The organism is Micromonospora sp. NPDC023869, from assembly GCF_055559695.1.
This window is the reverse complement of record NZ_JBVHKD010000013.1, coordinates 147,788-160,990: the sequence shown is the minus strand read 5'-3', so window position 1 is coordinate 160,990 and position 13,203 is coordinate 147,788. Positions and strand designations below refer to the sequence as shown.

Genomic DNA, 13,203 nt, shown 5'->3' with positions numbered 1-13,203 from the left:
TTCTCCCTTCCGCCCGGTCGCGGGCGTACCGACCCGAGTGCCCCCACTACGACCGGAGGGTCGGGGCGGTTCATGGTCGGCGTGGGGTTTCCCGCCGGTCGGTGGGCGTCGAGCGCAGTGCGGCCCGGGCGCGGTGTAGCGCGGCGGGCCCGACCTCGGGCGGGTCGGTGCCGCTGGCGAGCAGATGGGCCAGGAAGGCGGGACCGGGTGCGAGCCGGTGCCGGTCGAGGTAGTAGGTGATCGTGTCGCTCCAGATCCACTCGCCGTCGGTGCGCAGGTCCGTGGGTACGGCCCCGGTCCGGGAGCGGTCCAGGGCGTCGTCGAGGAGGGTCGCGGTGGTCAGCAGCGGCACGCCGGACGCGAGACGGGTCAGCGCCTGCTCGCGGTCCGGCCCGTCGAGGCGGGGCTGGTCGGGGGTGAAGTCGGGTGACTCGGCGACCCTGATCGGGGGGTGTGGCCGGGCGGTCCACAGCAGCGCCGCACAGTCCAGGGCGATCCGGTGCTGCGCGGGCAGGGTCGTCTCGTCGTCGAAGACCTGCACCAGTGGTGCGCTCTCCCCCGCTTCGCGCAGCACTGCCTGCAACCCGGCGGCGGCCGTCGGCAGCGGGCCGTCGGGTCGGTGCACGAGGTAGGCGCGCCGGGGTGGGGTGCCGTCGGTCGGGTAGCGCCATGACCGCCACAGCGCCTCGACGCCGATCACCGCCGGCATCGTGGCGACGATCGCGGTGTCCACCGGGTCCGGTGCGCCAGGGCCGGCGTGCCCGCTGGTGAGGTCGAGGATGGCCGGCATCCGCTGTGCGGCCAGTGCCTTCGGGTCGGCGGGCGCCAGCCCGTACATCGGCGGTGGCGGTCCGTCGGCGCGTCGGACCTCGGCGAGGGCGGCGGTGTCGGTGCCGCCCGCCGACAGCGTTTCCGAGAGTACGGCGGCGTCCGTCGCCGTCAGCGGGACGTCACCGGTCAGCATAGTGAACACGATCGCCTGGGCGACGTCGAGCGCCAGGCCGTCGGCGAGCCAGGTGCGCGCCTCGCTGACCAGGTCGTCGGGGAGGCGGCCGTCGAGGCGGAGCAGGAGGTGGTGCAGCGCGAGCGTGTGGTCTCCGGTCATGGTCCCGCCTCGAAGGTCGTGGGGAGGTGGCCGTGGTCGGCGGCGTACCGGTCGGCGGCGGCCACCGGGTCGGTGCCGTGAAGCAGGGCCTCCTGGATCCGTGTGCGCAGTCCGTCGAGGAACGTCGGATCGACCGGTGGTGACAGGTCGTACCGCATGACGACGGCGTCGACTGCCTGGTGCAGTGCGGTCGGATCGAGATCGGAGTGGTGCCACTGGAGTGCGCTGCCCGATGTGGTGGTGCCGGACGGTGGCGGGTGCACCCCACCGGCCCACGTGGTGCCGTCGGCCGGTTCGAGGGACTGGAAGTGGTTGAAGGTGCGGGCGACGTAGAGACGGCGGGGCGCCAACGGCTGCAACGGCTGGGGTGCCCCGGTCACGAACGGCACGCGGCCGGGGCCTCCGTCGATGGGGACGACGACGATGTCGAGGTCGAGAGCCAGTGCCAGGGCGGTCGGCACATCGTCGCCGATCGCCGAGTTCCACAGGTCGCGCTGCCGCATCGCGGCCTCCAGCAGTTCCACACCGCTGGGTGCCCGGCCGTGTCGTTCGACGGTGTCGAGGACCAGTCTGACCACCTCGGCGTTGCCGGCCTCGTCGCGGTCGGTGAAATGGACGGCGAGCATCCCCAGGACGTTGCGATCGCCGCGGTCGACCCGAGCGGCGACCTCGTCGCGCCACTGCACCATCGGCTGCCGCCGCTCCCGCATGGCGACCGTGCTCTGCACGTGGTCGGCGATGGTCCGGACGGTCGCGGGGTCCTTCGCGGTCAACACCGCGCGCAGATCCTCCCGAGTGAGGTCGTCGACGCCGCTCACGTGGTGTGCTCTGGCGCGGCGGCGCAGCTCGGCGAGCTCCGCCTCGTCGCGCCACGCGGCCCGGGTCTCGGCGGTGGGCGGCACGTACGTCCAGCCAGGGGTGAGGCGTGTGTCGACCTGCTGGCGCTCGAGCTGGTCGGCGAGGATACGGCCGGCGGTACGACCGAGATGCGGCTCGAACCTCGCTGGGTGCTGCGCAATCAGGTCGGCGGCGTGGGCTCGCAGATCCGCCGGGCCGGTCGGGTCGCCGGGCAGCGGCACACGCTGCCGCCGCCCGGCTTCGATCACCGCCCAGAACAGACAGTCACGGTCGTCGGGGACGTCACGTAGCCGCAGTCGCCCGGCACCGGGCACGGTGATCTGGGCGCCGGCCGGGCGCCAGGCCCGGGTGCGTTCGCGCAACCGGCGCAGCTCGGCGTGGTCCGGACTGTCGTGCGGCACGCGGGACAGCATGCGGTCGAGCCGGTCGCGCAGGCCGTCGACCATCTGTTGCCTCTGTGCGACGGTAAGGAGCCGCTGCACGTCGGCGATGGTCCGCCCGACCTCGGACCGGCTGCCGTCGGTTCGGTCCACCGGAGCGGCCGGGTGTCGCTGGTGACCGCCGGTGCCCTGCTGTCGGGGCCGGAGGTGCAGCGACCCGTCGGTGTGGGAGGCGTCCTTCGCAGCGGCCGGGTCGCGATCCTGATCGGGGTCCCTACCCTTTGGTCGACCGTCGGTCTTGCCGTCCCCGTCGGTCTTGCCGTCCCCGTCGGTCGGTCCATCCCCGGGGGGCGGCGGTCCGGGTGGGCGGGGGGTCCCACCGTCCCGGTCGACGCTGCCCAGCCCGTCGGTCTCGACGACGAGGACACCGCGTTCGTGCCACGCCTGTCGCCCGAGCGGCACCCCGTGCGCGTACTCGTCGGCCCGGTCCCTCCGGTCGGCCTGCGCGGCCTCGTCGCTGCTGAGTCGGTCAGCCGGGCCGTCGTCCCCGACCTGCCGCATCGCCTCGGCCTGCGCGAAGAGGCGGTCCAGTTCTCCCGGCGTCAGTCGCAGTTGCCGGGTCGGGTCCAGCTCGGCGATCAGGGCGTGGACGGCCGCGATCTGGTGGTCCAGGATCGTGCTGACCAGCAGGTCGGGCAGATGCGCGGGTGCGGTGTCCGGGTCGAGTCGGAGATGGGCGGCCAGCAGGGAGTCGTTGTACGCCTGGCTGCGGCCCATCCAGTCCGGCGCGTCGTCCGCCGAGGCGGTGAGCCGGTCCTGTTGGTCCGCCACCGTCTGCCGCCAGTCGTCGAGCGCGGCCCGTAGCTCCCGCAGGTGCGTCCGTCGTCGCCCGACGGTGGCGTCTGCGGGCAGCCGGTTAGCGATCCGGGTCAGTCGGGCGTGGTGGCGGAGCCACTCCGTCGGGGCCTCGAACTGCTGCCGGCGATACGTCGACACCGCACCGGCCCGCGGCGGGGCCGGGCCGTCCGGCGAGTCGCCGTACCGGGCGCCGGAGAGGGCGGCCCGACCGGTGCTGTCGCCTCGCATCGCCCGTGGTTCGAGGTGGACGGTGTCGACGCCGAGCAACGCCGACAGGTCGACGCCGCTACCCGGCATCCCGACGGAGAGCAGGGGTCGGTGGCCGTCCTGTCGGAGCCGGTCCAGCAGGTACGCCTGTGCGGCCGGGTCGGCGGGAGCCGGGCCGACGCCGGTCAGGTCGGTGTCGGCGAACAGGTCGGGTCGGCGGGTCCGCAGCGCGGGACCGGGGTCGTCGCCGATCAGCAGCACCCGCCCGCCCGGCTGGCGGTGCCGGTATCCGTCCGCGATCTGCTCCAGGAAGGCGTCCGGCAGGTCCGGTTCGGGGTACGAGCGGCGTACCCACAGCAGCATCACCGGCTGCCCGTCGTCGAGCCCGAGCGTGCGGATCCGGTCGTCGAGGTGGTCCCGGCGATCCTGGGACAGCCTGCCCGGGAGGTCGGTGCGTAGCCGGTCGCGGGCGGCCGGTTCGTCGGTGCGGTAGTGGTCGGCGACCAGCTCGTACGGATCGCCGGCCGCCCGGCCAGCGATCTGGTGGACGTCGTCGATGTAGACGAGTCTGATCCGGTCCGCGGCGACGCCGAGGTTGATCAGGCCGTCCCGGATCTGCTGGGCGCGGGCCAGTCCCCGGCGGGCGAGGTGTCCGACCACCTCGGACCGGGGCGCGTCGGGGCCGGGTAGGTCCGGCTCGCCGAGGAGGCGGGCGTGGTCGACCGGGTCGTCGAGTCCCGCCGACTCGGCGGCCCGGGTGTACTCGGCCAGGTGGGAGACCGGGTCGTAGTAGATCTCCACTCGGTTCTCCGGTGCCAGGTGCAGCGCCGCCGCGTACATCGGCAGGTCGTCGTTGTCGACCATCGAGATCCGGTGGGTCCGGGAGCCGGTCGGGGTGGGCTCGGGGAAGGCTTCCTGGCCGGCGGCGCGCAGCTCGGGGCGGAGGTCGTCGACGAGGCGGGCGTCCTCGGCCGTCCGGTCGACCGGTGTCGTCGGCGGGTCGGTGGGTGGGTCCTGGGTCTGGGCCAGTCGGCGGGCGACGGTGTGCGGATCGGTGCCGTCGAGCAGCGCACCGATGACCCGGTAGCCGTGGTCGAGTAGTACGGCGGCCGACCGTGGCGTACCGGCGTCGTGTCCGGCGGTGATGGCGTCGGCGCGGCGTCGGAGCTGGGTCGCTGCGGCGGCGTCCAGTGCCGCGATTCGCCGGTCGACGGTGGCCCGGTCCACCGGCGGCAGGCCGGGCGGCGGTGGGGGCGGCAGGGGCCGGTCGGTGAACTCGGCCGCGTACCGGCCGGCGGCTGCGGTCGTGCCGGTCTGCCAGCGCGCCTCGATCTCCTCGGCCAGGGCGACGAGCGCGGCAGCCCGGGCTAGCAGGTGGTCGCCGCCGGCGCGACCACCGGGTCCGACCAGCCGGCGGAACTCCTGCTGCAGTTGGCGTCCGGCGACCGTGCGCTGGAGCCGGGCTGCCGTGCGTTGGAGCCCTGCTGACCTGTGCTGGAGCCAGGTGCCCCGCCGGGCGCCGGGTGATCCGCTGCGATGCCGCAGTGCCCGGCGCTGTGCCCGCAGCACCGAGGTCAGGTCGGGCTCGGCAGGTGGGTTCGCGGTGACCTGGTCGAGCAGGGCGCGGGCGGCAGCGGCGAGGTGCACCAGCCTTTGGTCGACGCCCGGTTGTCCGGCCGGTTCCCCTCGTCCGTCGTCGACCTCGGCGTTCGTCTCCGGGGTCAGCTCGCCGCGACGCAGCTGGTCGGCGAGCTGGACGAGATGGTCGCGGTTGGCCCGGGCGGTCGCCAGGTGACGCAGCTGGTCGACGGTGGCGGTACGCGGGCGGCGCAGTACCGCCTGGAAGTCGGTGGTGTGACGATCCAGGGCGGTGGTCAGGTCCTGCGCGGTGGTCAGGTTCAGGTTGCCGAGGGACCGTCCCCGCTCCTCCTCGAACCGTCGTCGGGCGGCCTGGTCGTCGGGCAACGCCGGGATCCCGTCGGCCGTCACGTCGTCCGGCTGTCGACGGCGACCGGCGGCCAGCCGGTCGGCGACTCCCTCGGCCTCCGATCGGGCCTGCAGGTACTGCTCCTGTGCCGCCCGGCTCTCGACTCGGGCCGTGCCGGCCTGTTCCTCGGCCCGCTCCCGCTGCTCCGTCGTGGCGTCGTCGGGAAGGTTGCGCAGCTCGGTGTCGGCGGCCCGCCAGTCTGCGGCCTTCTGCAGCCAGGCGGCGCGGCTGGTCAGGGCGTTCTCCCAGGCGGCCACCGTCGAGTCGATGGCGTGACGGCGGGCCGGGTCGGTGTCGTCGAGCCAGCCGTTGGCGCGGGCCACCTCCTCCGGCACCTGCACCTCGATCGTGCCGGGCAGCGTCACCTCGGTGCCGACCCCGTCTGCGGGCGGATCCGCCGGGTCGCGGACGACGTGCCGCTCCTGCACGGTGAAGGTGAAGACCATCGTGCGGCCCTTGTACTTCACGTTCGAGCCGGTGTTGGCGGTCGCGCCGATCCGGGCGGCGCCGGCCGCGCCGACCCCGAGCTGGCCCGGCATCGGAGCGTCGTGTCGAGTCACCGGACTGATGCCGGCGGTCCCGGTCCGCACGTCGGCCTGGAAGCCGGCGAGGTTGCGGGACTGCGCCTGGGTGGTGGTCGCGACCGAGACCTGTTTGGGCCGCTCCATCCGGTCGTCGGTGACGATCCGGGCCAGCGACGGCGGGCCCAGGCGGGCGTACCGTTCGTGGACCGCTCGGTAGCGCGGGACGATGCCGGGGCCGGTCAGACCGGTGGTGACGCCCTCGTTCGCGATGCGCGGGTACTGCGCCTTCGACCACTCCGGTGTGGCCTGGTCGTGGACGGCCGCCGGGACGATGGAGCGCGGGTTGCGCAGCGGGTCGGCGCCGATCGCGCGCTGGACGGTCGAGGTGCGGGCGTGGGCGGCGACCGCCATCCGGGCCGCGTCCTCGGAGGCTCGCGCGGCCGGGAAGGAGGTGACCATCGCCTCGGTCGGCAATCGGGTGCCACCGCGTTGCCACCGTCGGATGGCGTTCGGCTCGGTCTGCGCGGGGGTCAGCGCGCGCGGTCCGCCGGTGGGACGCCGGTCCGGGTGAGGCGCACCCGAGTCCGCCGCCCGGAGGTCGGGCGCAGGTTCACGGACCCGGGTGGCGGACTCGGGGATCCGTAGTCGGATCGGTACCCGGATCGGTTCACCGCTCGTTCCGCTGGGGGTCGTGACGGTCAGTTCGAGGATGCTCTCGAACTCGATCAGTGGTCCGGTGCCGGTGACGACCCGTTCGTCGACCGTCGCCGTGGTGGTGTTCCGATCCGCCTCGCTCTGGTGGCCGACCCGGGCGCCGGGTCCGGCACCGAATGTCCCCCCGTGGTGCGTCGGTGGGTTCTCCGGGTCGCTGCCGCTGGTGTCCCGGCCGGGCGCGTAGCTTCCGCTGACGTCGACGGTGATGCCTCTCGACCTGTCGGTGGCGGCGGTCCGACTGGCCTTGGTGTAGTACTCGATCTCGGTCGGATCGGAGATGATCTCCGTCAGGCGGGGTGGGGTGAGTCGGGCCCGGATCCGGATGTCGACTCCGGTGGTCGTGCGGGCGATGAAGGCGAACCGGCGCATCCGTCGCCGGTCGTAGAGCCGTACCAGCAGGTCGTTGGAGAGCAGGCTGTCGAGGAACGCGGCCAGACCGAAGCGGCCGAAGATCGCTCGGGCCCGTCCGACGTTGCCGAGCGGATCCTGCAACGGCTCGTCCGGCAGCAGGTCCACCCCCTGCTCCCGGAGCCGGTCGCGGACCTGCGCGTACAGGTCCGGACCGCCCAGGTTGTCGACCCAGGCCCGGCCCAGGTCCCCGGAGTCCAGGGCCAGGTGCTCGGGCAGGTGCCAGGTCGGTGCGCCGGTCGCCGGGGTCAGGTGGATGGTGTCCGGCGGGGTGGGTGCATCCGGAGGCAGTGGCAGTGGCGGGATCTGCCGGTCGGCGTGGGCCGGGTCGGCGTTGTGCTGCGCGATCCAGGCGTTGGTGGTGTGGATGTCGCGCAGGGCGACGGCGATGAGCATGCCGCTCTCGACCGACACCCGCTGGTGCCGGACGCCGATCGCACCGGTGAGGAAGTCGGACGCACCGGCCCACCGGGTCCCTGCGGTCAGGTGCCAGTCGCCGTCGACCCGGTAGAACACGAACGGGCCGCTCTGGACGACGTTGCGTTCGGCACCGCCGGTGTCGGTCGCAGAGGTGGTGCGCAGGTCGGTGTGCCACTGCAGACCGGGTTGCAGGCTGGCGTTCCCGGCGTAGTCGCCGTCCTCCCGGTGCCCGAAGATCCCGAACAGACGCAGGGTGTGCATTCCGCCGGTGACCTGCGCCGAGGTGATCGGGTAGCTGCCCGCCATCGACGATTCGAGTTCCCAGGATCCGGGATCGACCGGACGGAACGCGGTCGGCACGAACGCGACCTGCAGCGAGCCGAGGTCGTCGCGGAACACCCCACCGGCGAACAGCGTGCCCGAGGTCTCTCCGGGACTGATCAGGGTGCGGGTCCGCCCGTTGGCGAACTCGGGGGTGAAGAACGCGTCGATCTGGCTGCGGGACGCGGTACCCGGAGCGGTCAGCACCTCACCGTGCGGCAGGCTTTCGACCAGTTCTACCGCCTCCTGACGGATCCGAGCGAGCGGACCGACGGCCTCGGTGTGGAAGCGCAGTGGAAGGCCGGCGAAGGGCAGTGGCGGCGGTGCGGTCTCGGTGACCGGGTGGACGACCGGGGCTGCCGTGTCGTCCGTGGCGCCGGGCGGTCGAGGGGCCGGCTCCTCGATGCCCATCCGGTCGGCCCACAGCTCGGACACCCAGACTCGCATCGTGCCGGACCGCAGCCTGATCGGTTGCGCGATGCCGGAGAACTCCAGGTGCTCGGCTGCCAGTTGCTGCCTTTCCGGCAGGCTGACCCACTGCTGGTCGCTCCGGTGCGACAGCAAGCCGGCGGAGAGGGTGCGGTAGAGCGCCCGGGGCCGGGTGTACGACGACACCGTCACCTGGAAGTCGAGGTCCAGTTCGTACTCGCGAACGGTGGTCCGGCCGTCCTTCGGCGTCGGGCTGACCGACATCTCCACCTGGGCGACCTGCTGTCCGGTCACCAGTTTGCGTCCGCTGGTGTGGGTGTACTGGTAGCCGAGGCCGGCGGCGGCCAGCGCCCGGGACGACGGTTTGCGCCACCGGTCGAAGAATCCGAAGCGGATGCCGGCCTGGTAGTCCCGGCTGACCGAGGTGTGGGCCTGCGCCCGGTCGCCGCCGATGTCGGTCTCCCGCATCGAGATCGTCTGGGACTGCCCGGTACGACGTCCCGCGGTCCGGGTCGCGGTGAGCTCCACCCGCACGTACTCGTTGCGATACCAGCCGTACCGCTTCAGCTCCACGACGATGCCGGTGTCGAACAGGCTGTCCACCATGGCCCGTACCGCTGGCTGACTCAGCGCGGTCCGTAGCGACTCCTCGTTACGGCGGTGCGCCATCAGGTCCTGCAGGGTCCGGATCGTGTCCACCGGTGCCGGGCCGTCGACGACGAAACCCGGGTACGCCCTGAGGACGGTCTCGATGTCGTCGAGAACTCCGGCGAGACCGGTCACGTCCCGTACCGCCCCGTCGCCGAGCGGCCCGGTCAACACCTGCGCGTCGGCCGGCAGGTGGGTGCCCTGTCCGGACGGTAGGTCCGGCGGGAGGTCGGTCGCCACCCGGACGAAGAGGTGGTCGGGTTCGGTGGAGCTCTCGTCGATTCCGGCGCCCCGGATCGTCCAGGTCACCGGGTAGTCACGTAACTCGGTCTCGCCGGTGTAGATCACCGCCCGCTTGCGTCCGCCGCTGCCGCCGCCCAACGCCGCCTGTTCCCGCCGGCCGGAGACCCCGACGCCGACCGACCCGGTCAGCGGTACGCCCGTCTCGTCGCGCGGCCCATTCCACCCGGCCTGTAGCGCCGCCCCGAAACTCGCCGAGGCCGCCGCGCTGTGCTCGTTGGCGACCACCAGTTGCGCGCTGTCGCGCAACACCACGTCCGAGGCGGTGGACCGGACGATGTGCTCAGTGCTGCTGGCGGTGATGGTGAACGGTCCGGCGGCCTCACCGGTCACCTCGTTCCACAGCGCCGGGATCCGCAACCCACCGGCGAACTCCTCCAGTGCGGCCTCGACGTTGCGGGCGCTGAGCAGGCGGGTCAGCTCGGCCCGGCTCGCCGAGCCGACCGCGAACAGCCCGATCGGCAGCGTGCGCTCGGCCAGTCGCCACAACTCGGGTACGACGGCGGCTTCGACCTGGTGCACCCTCGGAGTCGTCGCCGACGGCCCCAGTCCTCCCTCCCGCGACTGATTCTGGTCGGCGACCAGGGCGTGCCGGGGAATCTTCAGGAGTGCTTCGGTAGGTATCAACCGGGCTTGGCCGACCTGCTGGTTGGTCCCGTCGCCGGCGCGTTCCCACAGTTCCAGCCGGTACGTCGCCCTCGCCGCGATCCGGTCGGCGCCGTTGCTCGGCCGGGCCTGCCGATGGGTGACCAGGGACCGGACCGTGGACAACGCCTGCGTCAGTCGCCGGAGCGTCGCGTGCAGGTTGAGCCCGCCGCCGACAAAGCCGGGCTCGACAGCCCCGGCCGGGCTCACCGTCACCGACGCGTCCACGCCACCGCTCTTCGACTTGGCGATGCCGCTCGTCGTGGTGACCGCTCCGGCCCGGTCGACCCGGGTCAGGACGCTGTCCGGATCCTGGTCGGGGGTCCGGCGAAGGTCGTCCAGCGTCACCGAGACACGCAGTTCCACCTGGCGGCCGTCCACGGTGACCGGGACGTGTTCCCCGCGACCGACGAACCCGTGCAGGTCGCCGCTGCCGTCGGCGTCGTTGTGCAGCCGGCGGAGGAACTCGTCGAGGCCGCGTACCTTCCGGCTGCCCCGCTGCCCGACGAGATCCCGCGCGGCCTGCTCCACCTCGGCGAGGCCGGCCACCCGGACCACCTCGGCGGCGCCCAGTGAGCCGGCGGACAGATAACGGACCGCCACCAGGCCGTCGTCGAGCGGATCCGGGGCGGAATGCCTCCCCTCCTGATCGTCGTCCCGGTGCAGCGCTGCGTCCTCGCTGTCCTCGTTTCCCTCGATGCCCTCGGGCGTCGGCGGCGGGACGACCGTCTCGGCGTCGCCGTCGGAGTCCGTCCCGGTGTCGGCGGACGTGCCCGCCCGACCGCCGGTGGTGTCCGACGAGCGGCCGCCGATCGGCACGTCCAGGCCCCGGACCGGGCCGTCGACCGGTACGCCGTCCGTGGTCGGGACGAACAGCACCGTGTCGGGCTGGATCGTGAGGTCGGCGAGCGTGCCGTTCTGGCCGTCGAGGAAGACCACCCCGTTGTGGTCGTGGACCACGTTGAACGCGTGGGCGAAGTCCCGGCCCGCCCGGTGCACGACGACGATGCCCCGTGACCCCTGCGGTGCGGACCGCATGACCCGGGTGACGGCGGCGAAGTCCGCCACGGCCACCGGCGCGCGGTCGCGGTATCGGGTCAGGTGCTCCAGTGGAGCCAGCGTGGACGGTGACGACTGTAGGCGTTCATCGGGCCGCAGTCTCTCGGTGAACGCCATGTCGGTGACGATCGCCGTGAGTACGCAGTTCGTGCCGAACTCGCCCCGCCGCTGCCGGTACGGGTTGATCCCGGAAAGCCACGGGTAGTCCCGCTGGACGACCGTGGCGTCCGGCTGGGGATCGGCTCGCGGGATGGCCTCGATCCCTGACTCGACGTTCCGCGCTCGGAGGTCCCCACTCGGTCCACCGTCCATTTGCGGTGTGGTGTCCGTCGGCGGGGTGTCCGTCGGCCCGAGGGCGGGCGGGCTGGCCGGGCTGAGGTTCGGCGTGACGGTGATGGTGCTCGCCCCGGTGGTGGCCGCTGTGGGCGCGGCTCCCGACCGGCCGGCGAGCGGGGCGGTAGGCGAGGACGCGGAGGCGGTGGTGGCCGAGGAGGACGGCACCGGTGTCGGCGCAGTGGTGGAGGTGGTCAGGGACGACGACACCGGTGACGGCGTGGGGGCGGGGCGTGTGGGCGACGGCCCGCCGTTCGTCGTGTGGTGGGCGGTCGATCCGCCGCCGTTCGGGGACGAGCTCGCCGGGGACGTGCCGGTGCTGGGTCCCGATGCGGGTGCGGCACCGGTGGGGGCGGCGGCCGGCGCGGGATTCGCGGCCGCCTGCCCGCCCACTGTGGGTGCAGGGGTCGCGGGCGCCTGGCCGCCGACCGAGGGCGTAGGGGTCGCCGGGGGCGCAGGCGCGGCAGGCGGTACCGGTGGAGCGGAAGCCGGCCCACCGGCCGTGGCGACGGCTGCCGCCGGGACGACCGATGGCCGGGCACCCTCCGACGGGGTGGCGCCGGTGGTCGGGGCGCTCGCGACACCGTTGCCGGTCACGGCACCCGGCGCTACCGGTCCGCCCGCCCCTACCGGTCCGCCCGCCGGGTGCGGCCCCGTCGGGTCACCCTGGCGCCCGGGGCCGACCCCGGTGCCGTCCGACGGTGGTGATCCTGACCGGTCGGCATCCCGCTCCCGGCTTGTGCCGGGTGCGGTGGCCGGGTCCGGCCCGGCGGACGTGGTGGATCTGCCGCCGGAGGGTCCTCGGGGCGTACCGACCACGGCGGGCGGACCGGTGTCGTCGGGTGCGGCGGGGGTGCCGACCCCATCCGGGCCGGGCGGTGGCGGGGTGTCGGCCGACGAGGGGTCGTCGAGGGGCGGCGGGGTGCCATCAGGCGGTGGGGACGAGGACTTCGAGGTGGGATCCGGTGTCGGCGTCGTGCGCGGGGGGGCCGGGTCGTCGGGCTCGGCGTCTCGGGTACTGCCGTCGGGGTCCGACCGGATCGCGTCGCCGATGTTCGTGCCGGCGGCGCTGGCCGCTCCGGACACCGCGCCGGAGACCGCCGCCGCACCGCCGACGTTCCATCCCTGGCCGGTCATCACCCCGTAGAGGCCCTCGGTCAGGTACTCGACGACCGCCTCGGAAGCCATCTCACCGGCGGCGTCTGCGGTGGCCTGACGCCCGGTCGGCTTGGGCTCGGGAGTGGTGAGCGCCTGGCGGAACGTCGAACCGGGCGGGGGTACGGAGTCGGCGCCGGTGTCGGTCAGCGCCCGCGCGCCGGGGCCGCCGAGTCGCCGGGCCAGCAGGTTGATCGCCGGACCGAGGAAGGTGGAGACCGCGCCACCGAGCGCGCCGACCGCCGCAGCGTCGCGGGTCAGCTTGCTGTCCCAGCGGTCGCGGGTGCCCGTCGACAGTTGCAGCCGCTGGACGATGGCGTCCATCAACACCTGTAGGCCGATGCCGAGCACCTGGTTGACGGCGACCATCTGGATCAGCCGGCCGAGCAGCGTACGGACCAGGAAGCGGAACACGGCGACCCGGGCGGCCAGCCAGTTCAGTGCCGCACCCGGATTGAAGAACGAGAAGGCGAGGGCGACGATGAAGTCGATCATCAGCTGGATCAACGCGCCGATGATCATCATCTTGACGTACTGGACCTGGGTGCCCGAGGCCCGGCTCTTGGCGCCGAGGTCGCGCAACTGATCGGAGGCGGCCGCGAGGTAGCCGGGATTGCGGACGTACCCCTGCATCGACTCGACGAACGCCTCGTCGGCCCGGCCGGAGACGCCGCGTCGGATGGAGCGGACGGCGTCGACAAGTAGCGGCAGGGCGGAGTCGACCCCGTCGGCCGCGCCGCTGTAGGCCCGTGAGAGCCCGAACAGGCGGTCCTCGTCGGTCCCGGGGAAGTCCTCACCCGAGATCCACTTGAGGAAGCCGGCGAGGTCGTCCGACGCCTCGATCCCCATCTC

The 13,203-nt window shown here is 73.4% G+C and carries 2 protein-coding genes; both read right to left on the bottom strand.

The window, feature by feature from the left end; all coding sequences use genetic code 11:
* Positions 1-70 precede the first annotated feature (70 nt).
* Positions 71-1,105: a hypothetical protein gene (locus tag ACZ31C_RS27950; RefSeq protein WP_465797810.1), complete on the bottom strand. Its 1,035-nt coding sequence runs from the start codon at positions 1,103-1,105 to the stop codon at positions 71-73.
* On the bottom strand, positions 1,102-13,200 hold the full coding sequence (locus ACZ31C_RS27945) for a WXG100-like domain-containing protein (protein ID WP_465797809.1): 12,099 nt from the start codon (positions 13,198-13,200) through the stop codon (positions 1,102-1,104). The genes ACZ31C_RS27950 and ACZ31C_RS27945 overlap by 4 nt, the downstream gene beginning before the upstream one ends.
* Positions 13,201-13,203: the final 3 nt, after the last annotated feature.

Excerpts from the sequence above, each read along its gene's own strand:
- ACZ31C_RS27950 (WP_465797810.1), bottom strand. The coding sequence starts at position 1,105 with ATGACCGGAGACCACACGCTCGCGCTGCACCACCTCCTGCTCCGCCTC.
- ACZ31C_RS27945 (WP_465797809.1), bottom strand. The coding sequence starts at position 13,200 with ATGGGGATCGAGGCGTCGGACGACCTCGCCGGCTTCCTCAAGTGGATC.